Source organism: Streptomyces sp. NPDC014656, assembly GCF_043084305.1.
Classification (GTDB): domain Bacteria; phylum Actinomycetota; class Actinomycetes; order Streptomycetales; family Streptomycetaceae; genus Streptomyces.
Genome location: NZ_JBIBZN010000015.1, coordinates 155936 through 170010, shown reverse-complemented (window position 1 = coordinate 170010; position 14075 = coordinate 155936). Strand labels below are relative to the sequence as shown.

12 protein-coding genes are annotated in these 14075 nt (G+C 73.2%); 1 reads left to right on the top strand and 11 read right to left on the bottom strand.

Going from position 1 to position 14075, the window contains the following annotated elements:
* Nucleotides 1-51 precede the first annotated feature (51 nt).
* The 9 genes from ACF1ED_RS29425 to ACF1ED_RS29385 all read right to left on the bottom strand — a co-directional run bounded on the left by ACF1ED_RS29425 (nucleotide 52) and on the right by ACF1ED_RS29385 (nucleotide 9944).
* On the bottom strand, nucleotides 52-858 hold the full coding sequence (locus ACF1ED_RS29425) for an HAD family hydrolase (protein ID WP_391765523.1): 807 nt from the start codon (nucleotides 856-858) through the stop codon (nucleotides 52-54).
* Entirely contained in the window at nucleotides 855-2144 is a 1290-nt protein-coding gene (gene serS / locus ACF1ED_RS29420; RefSeq protein ID WP_391765521.1) for a serine--tRNA ligase, read from the bottom strand. The genes ACF1ED_RS29425 and serS overlap by 4 nt, the downstream gene beginning before the upstream one ends.
* Nucleotides 2145-2610: 466 nt before the next feature.
* Complete coding sequence (pheA, locus tag ACF1ED_RS29415; RefSeq protein ID WP_391765519.1) at nucleotides 2611-3546, bottom strand: prephenate dehydratase; 936 nt, start codon at nucleotides 3544-3546, stop codon at nucleotides 2611-2613.
* Between the two features lie 90 nt (nucleotides 3547-3636).
* Nucleotides 3637-4971, bottom strand: a complete 1335-nt coding sequence (efeB, locus tag ACF1ED_RS29410) for an iron uptake transporter deferrochelatase/peroxidase subunit (RefSeq protein ID WP_391765517.1) — start codon at nucleotides 4969-4971, stop codon at nucleotides 3637-3639.
* Complete coding sequence (locus ACF1ED_RS29405; RefSeq protein ID WP_391765515.1) at nucleotides 4972-6966, bottom strand: copper resistance protein CopC; 1995 nt, start codon at nucleotides 6964-6966, stop codon at nucleotides 4972-4974.
* A 21-nt stretch (nucleotides 6967-6987) separates the two neighbouring features.
* Nucleotides 6988-7440 (bottom strand): copper chaperone PCu(A)C, encoded by a 453-nt coding sequence (locus ACF1ED_RS29400; RefSeq protein WP_391765513.1) that lies wholly within the window; start codon nucleotides 7438-7440, stop codon nucleotides 6988-6990.
* Nucleotides 7437-8168: an SCO family protein gene (locus ACF1ED_RS29395; protein ID WP_391765511.1), complete on the bottom strand. Its 732-nt coding sequence runs from the start codon at nucleotides 8166-8168 to the stop codon at nucleotides 7437-7439. Before ACF1ED_RS29395 ends, ACF1ED_RS29400 begins: the two co-directional genes overlap by 4 nt.
* Before the next feature lie 92 nt (nucleotides 8169-8260).
* Nucleotides 8261-9016 (bottom strand): YcnI family protein, encoded by a 756-nt coding sequence (locus tag ACF1ED_RS29390; RefSeq protein WP_391765509.1) that lies wholly within the window; start codon nucleotides 9014-9016, stop codon nucleotides 8261-8263.
* 145 nt (nucleotides 9017-9161) lie between these two features.
* Nucleotides 9162-9944 carry a hypothetical protein gene (locus ACF1ED_RS29385; protein ID WP_391765507.1) on the bottom strand — a complete coding sequence of 261 codons (783 nt, stop codon included), beginning with the start codon at nucleotides 9942-9944 and terminating at the stop codon, nucleotides 9162-9164.
* A gap of 204 nt (nucleotides 9945-10148) precedes the next feature.
* Between ACF1ED_RS29385 and ACF1ED_RS29380 the strand changes: the two genes are divergently transcribed.
* Complete coding sequence (locus tag ACF1ED_RS29380; protein WP_391765505.1) at nucleotides 10149-10598, top strand: ATP-binding protein; 450 nt, start codon at nucleotides 10149-10151, stop codon at nucleotides 10596-10598.
* A gap of 46 nt (nucleotides 10599-10644) precedes the next feature.
* Here the strand turns inward: ACF1ED_RS29380 and ACF1ED_RS29375 are convergent, their stop codons facing one another.
* Both ACF1ED_RS29375 and ACF1ED_RS29370 read right to left on the bottom strand, forming a co-directional pair.
* Entirely contained in the window at nucleotides 10645-12102 is a 1458-nt protein-coding gene (locus ACF1ED_RS29375) for an aminopeptidase P family protein (protein WP_391765503.1), read from the bottom strand.
* Nucleotides 12103-12206: 104 nt separating this feature from the next.
* Nucleotides 12207-13697 carry a PP2C family protein-serine/threonine phosphatase gene (locus tag ACF1ED_RS29370; RefSeq protein WP_391765501.1) on the bottom strand — a complete coding sequence of 497 codons (1491 nt, stop codon included), beginning with the start codon at nucleotides 13695-13697 and terminating at the stop codon, nucleotides 12207-12209.
* Nucleotides 13698-14075: the final 378 nt, after the last annotated feature.

Genomic DNA, 14075 nt, shown 5'->3' with positions numbered 1-14075 from the left:
AGGGCCCGCCTCCCTGGGGAGGCGGGCCCTTCCGTGCGTGTCAGCGGGCTCTCAGGAGGCCAGCAGGCGCTCCAGGACGACCGCGATGCCGTCCTCCTCGTTGGAAGCGGTCACCTCGTCCGCGACCGCCCGCAGTTCCGCGTGCGCGTTGCCCATCGCGACGCCGCGCGCGGCCCAGCCGAACATCGGGATGTCGTTGGGCATGTCGCCGAAGGCGATGGTGTCCGCCGCCTTCACGCCGAGCCGGCGCGCCGCCAGCGAGAGGCCGGTCGCCTTGCTCAGGCCGAGCGGCAGGATCTCCACGATCCCCGGGCCCGCCATGACCACGTCGACCAGGCCGCCCACGGTGGCGCGCGCGACGGCGGTCAGCTCGTCGTCGGTCATCGCCGGGTGCTGGATGTAGAGCTTGGTGAGCGGCGCCGCCCACACCTCGGCCGGGTCCTCGTAGGGCACGTACGGCAGCGGGCCCTCCTGCGCCCGGTAGCCGGGGCCGATCAGGACCTCGCCCTCCAGACCGTCCCGGCTCGCGGCGATCGCCAGCGGGCCGACCTCCGCCTCGATCTTGGACAGGGCGAGCCCGGCGAGCTGCCGGTCCAGGGTGAGGGAGGTCAGCAGCCGGTGCTCGCCGGCGTGGTAGACCTGCGCGCCCTGGCCGCACACCGCGATGCCCTCGTAGCCGAGGCCGTCGAGGATGTGCCGGGTCCAGGGCACCGCCCGGCCGGTGACGACGATGTGCGCGGCGCCGGCCGCCGTCGCCGCGGCGAGCGCCTCCCGGGTGCGGTCCGAGACGGACTCGTCGGCCCGCAGCAGCGTGCCGTCGAGGTCCGTCGCGACCAAGCGGTAGGGGAAGGCGCTCACTTGGCGATCGGCTCCAGGACCTCGCGCCCGCCCAGGTACGGCCGGAGGATCTCCGGGACGCGCACCGAACCGTCGGCGAGCTGGTGGTTCTCCAGGATGGCGACGATCGTGCGCGGGACGGCGCACAGCGTGCCGTTCAGCGTGGCGAGCGGCTGGACGGTCTTCTTGCCGCCCTGCTCCTCGCGCATGCGGACCGAGAGGCGGCGGGCCTGGAAGCTGTCGCAGTTGGACGCCGAGGTCAGCTCGCGGTACTTGCCCTGGGTGGGGATCCAGGCCTCGCAGTCGAACTTGCGGGAGGCCGAGGCGCCGAGGTCGCCGGTGGCGACGTCGATCACCTGGAAGGGCAGCTCCAGGGAGGTGAGCCACTGCTTCTCCCAGTCGAGGAGCCGCTTGTGCTCGTTCTCCGCGTCCTCGGGCGCGACGTACGAGAACATCTCGACCTTGTCGAACTGGTGCACGCGGAAGATGCCGCGGGTGTCCTTGCCGTACGTGCCGGCCTCGCGGCGGAAGCAGGGCGAGAAGCCCGCGTACCGCAGCGGCAGCTTGTCGGCGTCGATGATCTCGTCCATGTGGTACGCGGCGAGCGGGACCTCGGAGGTGCCGACCAGGTAGTAGTCGTCCTTCTCCAGGTGGTACACGTTCTCCGCGGCCTGGCCGAGGAAGCCGGTGCCCTCCATGGCGCGCGGGCGGACCAGCGCGGGGGTGAGCATCGGGATGAAGCCGGCCTCGGTGGCCTGCGCGATGGCCGCGTTGACCAGTGCGAGCTCCAGGAGGGCGCCGACGCCGGTCAGGTAGTAGAAGCGCGAGCCGGAGACCTTGGCGCCCCGCTCGACGTCGATGGCGCCGAGCGCCTCGCCCAGCTCCAGGTGGTCCTTGGGCTCGAAGCCCTCGGCGGCGAAGTCGCGGATGGTGCCGTGCGTCTCGAGGACGACGAAGTCCTCCTCGCCGCCGACCGGCACGTCCGTGTGGACGATGTTGCCGAGCCGGAGGAGGAGCGCGCGGGCCGTCTCGTCGGCCTCGTTCTGCTCGGCCTCGGCGGCCTTCACGTCGGTCTTGAGCTGCTCGGCCCGCTGGAGGAGCTCGGCGCGCTCCTCCGGAGTGGCCTTGGGGATCAGCTTGCCGAGCGACTTCTGCTCGGAGCGGAGCTCGTCGAAGCGGACGCCGGACGACCTGCGCCGCTCATCGGCGGAGAGCAGGGCGTCGACGAGGTCGACGTCCTCTCCACGGGCGCGCTGGGAGGCGCGAACACGGTCGGGGTCCTCACGGAGCAGGCGAAGGTCAATCACCCCACCAGGCTACCGGTGTGCGCTCGCGCGACCCCACCGGATATGAGGGGGCGTGTTGATATGCCCGAATTGAGGGTTTTGTGGATGGCTGGGGAATTCCACGGCCCCGAGTTATCCACAGGGTGTGAGGAAGTTCTGTGGATTCCGGAGTCGTCGCCTCCGAATTGCGTGACCAAACGCCATTCACGCACTCATTTCGAGGGGAATCGATCGCCCTGAAGAGTGAGTGGTGCGGGGCCGTTCTGACGTACGCCCTGGTAGGGCCTGTGGATGGAGTGCATGCGCGCGAGGGGTGACGAGGGTGATTTGTCGACCTTGTCGGGGGCGGCTGTCGACTTGTCCCCAGCCTGCACGCCAAGCCTGTGGATAACTGATGTGGGAAACCGAAAAGTATGCAGGTAGGACTAATGAAGCCTGCCTGTGGACGACCGAACGCACGAACCGCGCCGCTCGGTCAGTATCGCGGTCAGGCCCTGCCGTCCTGGGCCCTCGCCAGCCAGTCGGAGGCAGCCGTGAACTCCTCGTCCGAGGTCCCCCGCCGCAGCGGTCTGACATCCGCACGGGACGCGCCCGCCCGCGGATACGAGCCGAGGAAGCGCACCTGCGGACAGATCCGCTTCAGGCCCATCAGGGCCTCGCCGACCCGCCGGTCCGAGACATGGCCCTCGGCGTCCACCGCGAAGCAGTAGTTACCGATCCCCGCCCCGGTCGGCCGGGACTGGATCAGCATCAGGTTCACCCCACGCACCGCGAACTCCTGGAGGAGTTCCAGAAGGGCACCCGGATGATCGTCACCCAGCCACAGCACCACCGAGGTCTTGTCCGCGCCGGTCGGCGCCGCGGGCCGGGCCGGCCGGCCCACGAGCACGAAACGCGTCTCCGCGTTCTCCGCGTCGTGGATCTCCTTGACCAGTGCCTCCAGGCCGTACGTCGCCGCCGCGAACTCACCCGCGAAGGCCGCGTCGAACCGCCCCTCCCGCACCAGCCGGGCGCCGTCCGCGTTGGACGCCGCCGACTCCCACACCGCCTCCGGGAGGTGCTTGCGCAGCCAGTTGCGCACCTGCGGCTGGGCCACCGGATGGCCCGTCACCGTCTTGACGTCCGACAGCGCGGTCCCGGGGCGCACCAGCAGCGCGAAGGCGATCGGCAGCAGCACCTCGCGGTAGATCATCAGCGGCTCGCCCGAGGCCAGCTCGTCGAGGGTCGCCGTCACACCGCCCTCGACCGAGTTCTCGATCGGGACGAGCGCGGCGGCCGCCTCCCCGTTCCGTACGGCGTCGAGCGCGGCCGGGACGGAGACCATGGGGACGAGCTCCCGCGTGGCCGCCTCGGGCAGGCTCCGCAGCGCGGCCTCCGTGAACGTGCCTTCGGGGCCGAGGTAGGTGTACCGGGTGGCGGACATACCGTCACCCTAATGCGGACCGGAGCCCCCGCCCTCCCCGTCCCGGCCGTCGGCCCCCGGCGGGCGCCGGCCGCCGGCGGCCGGCGGGTCTCAGCCCTCCAGCAGCCGCTGGCCGACGTACTCGCCCTCGGCGGCTCCGCCCGGCGCGGCGAAGAGCCCGCTGGACTCGTGCCGGATGAACGCCGACAGCGCGTCGCCCCGGTCGAGCTTGCGCTGCACCGGCACGAAGCCCCGCAGCGGGTCGGCCTGCCAGCAGACGAAGAGGAGCCCCGCGTCCGGGGTGCCGTCCGCGCCGATCCCGTCGTGGAAGGAGAAGGGCCGGCGCAGCATCGCCGCGCCGCCGTTCTGTTCGGGGGCGGAGATCCGGGCGTGGGCGTTGTCGGGGATGGCGAGCTTCCCGTTCGGGCCCCTCTTGTCCAGGTCCAGCGGGGTGGTCTCCGAACCGCCGGACAGCGGGGCCCCGTCCGCCTTGCGGCGGCCGATGACCCGCTCCTGCTTCTCCCGCGACAGCCCCTCCCAGTCGTCCAGGAGCATCCGGATCCGCCGGACGACCGCGTAGGAGCCGCCCGCCATCCAGTCCTGCGCGCCGGTCGCCCCGGAGGGGACGAAGATCCGCCGGTCGAAGTCGGGGTCGGTGGTCTTCGGGTTGTTGGTGCCGTCGACCTGGCCCATCAGGTTCCGGGCCGTCATCGGGCGGGCGGTCGCCCCGGCGGAACGGTTGAAGCCGTTCATCTGCCAGCGCACCCGGGCCGCGTCCCCGGCCTCCTTCTGCAGCGCGCGCAGCGCGTGGAAGGCGACCAGGGCGTCGTCCGCCCCGATCTGCACCCACAGGTCGCCCTCCGAGCGCTTCGGGTCGACCGCGTCGGAGGAGAAGGCGGGCAGCGGGTCGAGCTGCGCCGGGCGCCGGGCGGCCAGGCCGGTCCGGTCGAAGAAGGTGCGTCCGAAGCCGAAGGTGACCGTGAGGGACGACGGGCCCGCGTCCAGCGCGATCCCGGTGTCCCCCGACGGGACCTCCCCGGCCATCAGCGTGCGCGCCGTCGCCGACCAGCGGCGCAGCAGCGCGGCGGCCTCCTTGCGCCCGGCGCCCGGCGCGAGGTCGAAGGCGACGAGATGGCCGCGGGCCTGGAGCGGGGTGGTGATCCCCGGCTGATGTTTCCCGTGAAACATCACCTCGGTGGCCCCCACCGAGGCGAGGGCGCGGGAGCCGCCGGCTCCGGTCGTCGCGGAGCCGTCGTCCGAGACGGCCGCCGCGATCCCGGCACCGCCGGCGGCGCCGATCACCAGGCCGGCCGCGCCCGCCGCGCCGACCGTGCCGAGCAGCCGGCGCCGGGAGATGTCGAGGTGGCCGCTGTCGGAGGCGGAGGCGGCTCCGGGGGCGGAGGCGCCGTCGAACGCGGGGCCGGTCACGGGGTTGCTCACGGGCATTCAGCCGATCTTGACGTTCTTCTCGATGGTGGTCTGGTCGATCTCGGAGGTACGGACCGTCACCTGGATCCGCCATTCGCCGGGCAGCGGGAGCTGGACGCCGCTCGCGCTCCAGTGTCCGGTCTGGATCCGGTCGGGGGCGACGGGCAGCGGGCCGACGCCCTTCTCCTCCAGGGTGAGGTTCACCTTGATCTCGGGGACGTCCAGCGGCTTGCCGTTGGGGCGCTCCACGAAGAGGTGAAGGGCGTTGGCGCCGGTGCGGCCGGGGTCGAGGCTGAGCCGTACGACGCCCTCGCCGTCCACGCCGCCGGTGTCGAAGGGGAGCCGGAAGTCCACCGGACGGTCGGGCACCGCGGTCGAGCCGGCCGTCGTCCCGCCGGTCCGGGCGGCCTCCTCCTCGGTGCGGCCGGGCTCGGTGGAGGTGAGGACGGTGGTCACGGCGAGCAGGACGACGGCGACGGCGGCCTCGGTCAGCACCGAGCGGCGCAGCCCGGTCCGCTCGGGATCCGCGTCCCGCGCCTTCTTCTGCCGGGCGGTGGCCACGGCGGCCCGCTGCCGCGCGAGCTGGGCGGCCCGCTCGGGGTCGGTCGCCTCCTGGGGGGCCTCCTCCTCGGCGGCGTCGCTCTCAGGGCCCTCGTCCTCAAGGCCCTCGTCCCCAGGGCCCTCGTCCTCAGGGCCCTCTTCCTCGCCCTCCGGCTCCGGATCCGTCTCACCTCGCGGTTCCGGTTCCGGCTCCGGAAGCGCCGGGGTCCGGTCCGCCAGGCGGCGGGTCCAGCGGCGGGATATCCAGGCGATGCCGACGAGCACGGCCATCAGGCCGATCTTCACCAGGAGCAGCTGTCCGTACCGGGTGCCGGTGAGGGCGGACCAGGAGCCGACCTGGCGCCAGGACTGGTAGAGGCCGGTGGCGGCCAGGACGGCGACCGAGACGAAGGCGACCCGGGAGAAGCGCTCGACCGCCGCGCGCTCCACGGAGGGCGCCCGGTAGAGGGCGACCAGCAGGGTGGTGAGCCCGCCGAGCCAGGCGGCGACCGCCAGGAGGTGCAGGACGTCGACCGGCATCGCGATGCCGGGCTGGATGCCGGTGGAGGCGTGCTCGGCCAGCGCCCAGGTGCCGGCGATGCCCACGGCGACCACGGTGCCGCCGAGGCCCAGACCGAAGACGAGGTCCTTGCGCTCCTTGGGGTCGGTGCGCCGGGCGTACGCGCCGAAGAGGACGGCGACGAAGAGCGCGGCCGCCCCGAGCAGCAGCAGCCGGGAGGTGAGCGCCGCCCCGGTCTTGGTCTGGAGCACGGCCTGGAGCCCGCCCAGGTCGAAGACGTCGGCGAGCTTGCCGGAGCCGGTGTACGGACCGCGCAGCAGCAGCATGAGCAGGGTGGCGCCGGTGAGGACCAGCCAGCCCCGGACGACGGTCTGCTGCACGGGCCGCACGCTCGCCCCGCGCGGCCAGCACAGCAGCACGAAGGCGCCGCCGCCGACGAGGACGGCGAAGCCCGCGTACGACAGGTAGCGCGCGATCCCGTAGAGGGCGCCGACGACCCCGCCGCCGGCCGCCTGGTCGGGCAGCGCGACCGAGGTGGCGGAGGGGGCGCCGATGGAGAAGGTGAAGGCCCCGGCGATGGGGTGGCTGTCGGCGGAGACGGTCTGCCAGGCGACGGTGTAGGTGCCGTCCGGCAGGCCGGCCCGCAGGGCCACGCCGTACTTGACGACGGCGCCGCTGCACAGGTCGATGATCTCGCCGGTGTCGGCGCGCCGGCCCGAGGGGTCGAGGACCCGGATCGAGTCGGGGCTCATCGCGACCTGCTCCGAGAAGGTGAGGCCGACCTCCTTGGGGGCGGTAGCGACCACCGCCCCGTCCTGCGGGTCGCTCCCGGTCAGCGCCGCGTGCGCGGAGGCGGGGGCGGCGCCGGCGAGGAGCACGCCCAGGAGCGCGGCCGCGAGAACGAGCAGCCGGGACAGGGCGGTGCCGAGGCGCGGGGCGGTGGGTGTCGTCACAGTTTCACTCCGTCAACGAGCTCAGTGCTGCTGCGGGTTGTGGTTGGTGGCCTCGACGGGCAGCTCGACCGTGATCGGGTCGGCCTTCTCGAAGTGCAGCTCGACGCTGACCTTCTCGCCCTGCTTCGGCTTCTTCTTCAGTTCCATGAACATGAGGTGGTTGCCGCCCCGGGACAGCTTCAGCTCCCCGTTCGCGGGGACGTCGAAGGCCTTCACCATCTGCATCTTCTGGTTCTTCGTCTCGTGCATGGTGACGTCGTCCGAGAGCGGGCTGGTGACCGAGGTGAGCCTGTCGGCGGTGTCACCGGTGTTCTCGATGGTGAGGAAGCCGCCGGCCATGTCCATCACGGGCTGGGGCATGTACGCGCCGCTGACCTTCAGCTCGGGCTTCCCGCCGTCGGACGAGCACCCGGTGAGCGCGAGCGCGGCGGCGAGCGCCACGGCGGCGGACAGGGCGGTGGTGCGGCGGGTCACGGGTTCTCCCCCTTGATGATCTTCGGCAGATCCTTGGCGTAGTCGTCGACGGTGGCGTCCTCCCCGTACAGGACGTAGCCCTGGTCGGTGGTGGGGGAGAAGGCGACGACCTGGGCGCCGTGCATGGAGACGACGGTGCCGTCCTTCTCCTTCTTCGGCGGGTCGATGCCGATGCCGATCGAGCGGGCGCCCGCCTGGATCGCCGAGAAGTCGCCGGTGAGCCCGGTGAAGGACGCGTCGCCGAAGCCCGGCAGCCACTTGGCCAGCGAGGCGGCCGTGTCCCGCTCGGGGTCGGTGGTGACGAAGACGACCTGGATCTTGTCCTGGTCGGCCTTTGGGAGCTGCTTCTTGGCGATGGCGATGTTGCTCATCGTCAGCGGGCACACGTCGGGGCAGTTGGTGTAGCCGAAGTAGATGAGCGTCGCCTTGCCCTTGGTGCGCTCGCGCAGGTCGTAGCGCTCGCCCTTGGTGTCGGTGAGGACGAGGTCGGGCTTGGTGAAGGGTCGGTCCAGGACGGTGGCGGCCCGGGTCTTCTCGGTGACGCCCTCGATCTGGGCGACGCCGGAGGACGCGGTGTCCTTCGTGTCGTCGCCGAGGCCGACCGCGGCGACGATGCCGAGGGCGGCGACGATCGCGACGGCGGCCACGATCAGCGGGGTGCGCCGCCCGGGGCGGCCGGTGGTGCCGTCCCCGCCGCTCTGCGACGGGGACGTCTTCTCTGTGGACATTGCGGTGACTGTCTTTCGGAGTGCTGGACGTGCTGGACGTGCCGGGGGTGCCGGCACGCCGGGGGTGCCGGCGTGCCGGGCGGGAGGGGCCGTCAGGCCGAGCGGCGGCGGCCGGCGAGGACGCCGAAGGCGACGCCGGCGAGGCCGACGAGGATGCCGACGACGCCGAGGACGCGGGCCATGGTGTCGGTGGAGGAGGCCGAGGCGGTCTCGGTGGTGGCGTGGTCGCCGTCGGCTCCGTGACCGGCCTTCGCGTCGCCGGAGGCGGAGGCGGTGGGCGCGGCGGAGGTGGCGGCGCCGCCGTGGTGGTCCTCGCCCGCGGGCGAGAGCTTCAGGACGGGGGCCGGGTTCTGGGGCTCCTCGGAGCCCTTCTGCTCCTCGATCCAGCGCACGACCTCGTCGTTGTCGTACGTCTGGACGGCCTTGAGGACGAGCTGGTCGGTGTCCTCCGGCAGCCGGCCGAGGGAGAGCGGGAACTGCTGGAACTGGCCGGGGCCGATCTTCGAGCCGTCCGCGGTCCAGGTGACCTTGGAGACGGCCTCGTTGATCTGCTTGCCGTGCAGCGTCAGCGGCTTGTCCAGCTTGGTCTTGGTGACCTCGGCCTTCCAGCCCGGGACGGGCTGCGGCATGACGGAGGCGAGCGGGTGGTCCAGCGGGAAGTTGACCTCCAGCTTCACGGTGGAGGCGTTGTCGCGCTCGTTCGGGACCTTGACGTTCACGGTCGCGTAGCCGCCCTGGGCGGCCTCGCCCTGCGGCTGCACGCTCACGTGGGCGAAGGCCGTGCCCGAGAGGAGCACGACGGAGGCGGCGGCGGTGCCGGCGGCGAGGGCGACGCGGGACAGGTTCATGGAGAGACACTCCGGCTCGGTGAGGGGGTCCGCGGAGGGACCCCGGAGAGGGAAGGCGGTCCGGTCCTGCGCCCCGGAGCCACGGGCGGAGCCGGGCGGACGGGCGCGGACGGGCGCGGTCCCGCTCCCCGTGGAGCGGACCGCGTCAGGCTGCGAGGACGCAGGCGGCGGCCGGCGGGCCGCGGCGGATCACCGTGTGCTGGAGTGCCCCCGCCACCGGCGGCGGCGAGGAGTCGAAGGCGGTGCGGGTCCGGCCGCGCGGACCGGCCGGGGCCAGCGCCGCCAGGCCGGCGAGCAGGGCCCGGACGAGCTGGAGCGCGGTGCGCAGGGCGCGCACCAGGCTGCCCTCGGCGATTTCGGCCGCCCGCTGTTCGGAGAGTCCGGCGAGCCGGACCAGGGCGAGGTCGCCCCGGCGCAGCAGCCAGCCGGCCACCAGGGCGGCGAGCAGGTGCCCGAGGAGCATCGGCAGGCTCGGCAGCAGCGCGTCGCCGGGCGCCGCACCGGCCGCGTGCATGCCCGCGTGGGCGTGCGCGGCGGCGGCCGGGTCGATGCCGGCGCGGCTGAGGATCCCGGCGGCGTCGCCGGGGGTGAGGGAGGCGGCGCCCGCCCCGCAGACGAGCTTGGCGGCCATCCGTACGAGCGCGTCGTCGGCCTGGGCGCTCAGGGCGAGCTGCCGCTGGCCGAGGCCGAAGAGCAGGTGGAGGCCGAGCTGTCCGCCGGTGAGGGCGGCGACGACGAAGCCGAGGGAGCGCTCGCGCCCGGTGAGCAGGACCGTGACCCCGAAGACGCCGAGGAGTCCGGCGAGGAGGGTCCACAGGGCGATGCCCGCACAGGCGGCGAGCGCGTGTCCCAGCGCGGACAGCACGACGCAGACCGCGGTGAACACCGCGGCCCTCAGCAGCCGTGGAGCGAGCGCGGGGGCAGACATGGCGGCCCCATCATCGCACCAGGGCGCCCGCCTCCATGAGGCAGGTCCGCAAGGTCGTTCTTGGGGGTGTTAGGGCGGACATACACCGGGTCCGAGGCCCCTCGCATCCGCCGAACGGGCGCTCTTGACGCTTCCGCGCGCTTACGGACCGCCGCCGGCGGCAATAGCTAGGGGTATGTCGAGCCGCTGCCGGGAGGCTGGAGCATGAGCATCTGGTGGTCACTCCATCTGCGGCGCGAGGCCGCGAGCGTGCCGCTCGCCCGGCGCCTCTTCCTCGGCACCATGGAGACGGCCGGGGTCGATCCCGAGGTGTCCTACGACCTGTCGGTGGCCCTCACCGAGGCGTGTGCCAACGCGGTCGAGCACGGGGGCGGCCCGGTCGCGGGCCGGGGCTCCGAGGCGTACCGGGTGACGGCCTTCCTCGACGGCGAGACCTGCCGCATCGAGGTGACGGACGCCGGTCCCGGCTTCCCCGGCGGGCCGGCGGCGCCCGCCCCGGCGGCCCGTCCGGACGCCGAGGACGGCCGCGGCCTCCGCCTGATCGAGGAGCTCTCCGACCACGTCCACTTCGGCCGTTCGGGCCGGGGCGGCGCGGTGGTCAGCTTCGACAAGATCCTCAAGTGGAAGGACAGCCCGTCCCTGCTGATGGCATGAGGAAGGCCCCGCCCGGTGGTCACCGGACGGGGCCCGCACGCGGCCGTCAGCCCTTCAGGGCCGCCATCCACGCCTCGACCTCGTCGGAGCGGCGCGGCAGCTGGTCCGACAGGTTCCGGTTGCCGTCCTCGGTGACGAGGATGTCGTCCTCGATCCGGACGCCGATGCCGCGGTACTCCTCCGGCACGGTCAGGTCGTCGGCCTGGAAGTAGAGCCCCGGCTCGACGGTCAGGCACATGCCCGGCTCCAGCGTGGTGTCGACGTACGCCTCGGTGCGCGCGGCGGCGCAGTCGTGGACGTCCATGCCGAGCATGTGGCCGGTGCCGTGCAGGGTCCAGCGGCGCTGGAGGCCCAGCTCCAGGACGCGCTCGGCCGGGCCCTCGACGAGGCCCCACTCCACGAGCTTCTCCGCGAGCACGCGCTGGGCGGCGTCGTGGAAGTCGCGGTAGGCGGCGCCGGGCTTCACCGCGGCGATGCCCGCCTCCTGCGCTTCGTACACGGCGTCGTAGATCTTGCGCTGGATCTCCGTGTACCGGCCGTTGATCGGCAGGGTGCGGGTGACGTCGGCGGTGTACAGCTCGGTGGTCTCGACGCCGGCGTCGAGCAGGAGCAGGTCGCCGGAGCGGACGGCGCCGTCGTTGCGGACCCAGTGGAGGGTGCAGGCGTGCGGGCCGGCGGCGCAGATGGAGCCGTAGCCGACGTCGTTGCCCTCGACGCGGGCGCGGAGGAAGAAGGTGCCCTCGATGTAGCGCTCGCTGGTGGCCTCGGCCTTGTCGAGGACCTTCACGACGTCCTCGAAGCCGCGGGCGGTGGAGGCGCAGGCCTTCTCCAGCTCGGCGATCTCGAAGGAGTCCTTGATCAGCCGGGCCTCGGAGAGGTACACGCGCAGCTCTTCGTCGCGCTCGGCGGTGACCTTGTCGGCGAGGGCGGCCTCGATGCCGGCGTCGTGGCCGCGCACGGCGCGGACCGGGCCGGTGGCCTCGGTGAGCGCGGCGGCCAGCTCGCGCACGTCCTTCGCCGGGACGCCGAGCAGCTGCTCCGCCTCGGCGAGGGAGTGGCGGCGGCCGACCCACAGCTCGCCCATGCCGTCGAGCCAGAACTCGCCGTTCTCGCGGTCCGAGCGCGGGAGCAGGTAGATCGTGGCGTCGTGCCCGGCCCCGGTCGGCTCCAGGACGAGGACGCCGTCGTGCGTCTGGTCGCCGGTCAGGTACGCGTACTCGGTGGAGGCGCGGAAGCTGTACTCGGTGTCGTTCGACCGGGTCTTCAGGTTTCCGGCCGGGATCACCAGGCGCTCGCCCGGGAAGCGGGCGGAGAGCGCGGCGCGGCGCGCGGCGGTCTCGGCGGCCTGCGGGATCGGCGCGAGGCCGGTCAGCTCCGTGTCGGCCCAGCCGGACTTCATGTTCTCGGCGAGCTCGTCGGACACGCCCTGGTACAGGCCGTTCTTCCGCTGCTTGATCGGCTCTTCGGCCTCGTCCGGGGTCTCCGGAGTGAGCTCTTCGGCCACGGGTCTGCCTCCTCTTGGTACGACACTGAACCCCCTCCATCGTACGGTCGTGCGGAAGGGGGCCCAGGGCCGGAAGACCCGTTACCGCCTGGTCACCCGCGCGCTCAGTCGAAGCGGGCGGCGAGGAGCACCACGTCCTCGCCCTCGGGGGCGGGGCCGAGCCCGTCCGGGAGCACGGTCCGCAGCACGTGGTCGGCGACGGCGCCCGGGTCGTCCCGGTCCGCCCGGGGCACGCTCGCGGCGGCCGCGTGGAGCCGGGCGAAGGCCCGGTCGACGGGGTCGCCGGTACGCCGCAGCAGCCCGTCCGTGTAGAGCAGCACCGTTTCTCCAGGCGCGACCTCCAGCTCCACGCTGGGCGCCTCCCAGCAGGAGAGCATCCCGAGCGGGGCGGAGAGCGAGGTCTCCACGTACTCGGTGCGGCGCTTGCCGATGAGCAGCGGCGGGGCGTGCCCGGCGCCGGCCAGGACGAGCCGGCGGCGGGCGGGTTCGACGTGGGCGAAGAGGGCGGTGGCCGAGCGGGCCGGCTCGGTGAGCCGGAGCAGCAGCTCCAGGTCGGAGAGGACGGCGACCGGATCCTCGCCCTCCATCACCGCGTACGCCCGCAGCGAGGCGCGCAGCCGGCCCATCGCGGCCAGCGCGCTCGGCCCGGTGCCGGAGACGGAGCCGACGGAGAGCCCGAGGGCGCCCTCGGGCAGCGGGAGCGCGTCGTACCAGTCGCCGCCGCCCCGGGGGCCGGTGCGGTGGCGGGCGGCGAGCCGGACCCCGGGGACGCGGGGGAGCCGGCTCGGGAGCAGCTCCTCGGCGACGGTGGAGACCTGGACGCGGGCCCGCTCGACCTGGAGGAGGCGGGCGAGGTGCTCGGTGGCGAAGCGGCCGTAGAGGCCGACGAGGTGGCGCTGGCGGTCGGTGGGCGCGGCCGGTTCGTCGTAGAGCCAGACGCCGGCGCCGATCCGGCCGGCCTCCTCGGTGGCGAGGGGGAGGGCGTAGCTGGCGGCGTAGCCGAGCCGGGCGGCGACCTCGCGGTGGCGGGGGTCGAGGCCCTCCTCGGTGCGCACGTCGGGGATGGCGATGGGGTCGGGGACGCGGGCGGGGCCGCGCGGGTCCGCCGGGTCGGGGAGCCCGTCGAGGAGACGGCCGTAGCTGGTGGCGCCGCGGGGGACGGTCTCGATGGTGCCGAGGTCGGCGTGGGCGAGGCCGAGGCCGACGGTGGTGGTGGGGCCGAGGCCGTCGGCGGGTTCGAGGACGGCCATGCCGCGGCGGGCTCCCACGAGGGCGGCTCCCGCGGCGAGGACTTCGTGGAGGGCGTCGTCGAGGGTGGCGGTCCTGATGAGCCGCTCGGTGAATTCGTGGAGGGTGGTGAGGTCGGAGACCCAGCCGGCGAGGCGGTCCGTGATCAGCGCGCCGGGCGCGGGGGCCGCGTCGGCCGGTGCCGCGGCGGCGGGGACGCCCGCGAGGGGCGCCTTAGTGTGCTGTGGAGCGGGAACCGTGGAGTCGATTCCGGCCACTTTCGCAAGGTGCTTCGGCAGGTGTGGGGAAGTCATCTCGGTCGGCTTTCCGACCGGTGCGTTTGTCGCCATGGCATCGCAAACCCCCATGTCATAGAGCACCGCTCGATGTCTCCACATGTACACGCACCCGAGGAGCGATGTCCAGCATTGTCCCCGTGGGACTTGTGGTGTCCGGGAGGCGTTCCAGGAGGTCGTGCACAGGGATTGAAGTGGGCTTGAAGTTGGCTGAAAATTGCCCCCGGTGTGCACCATTTGCGGTCGACTGGCGTCGTTTGAAAGCGCGTCATCCTGAGCGTGTGGGGTACGTAATCGATGACAGGCAGGGGCAGTTGACAGCGCCCCGGGATCGAGAAGCGGAACCCCGGCGTCGTACGTGCCGCAGGCCGCGGCCCGTCCCCGCGTGGCGGGGATCGTGTTCTGAACCGGCTTCGACCTGACTGTGACCCGGCCCCGTTCCGGCCGGCC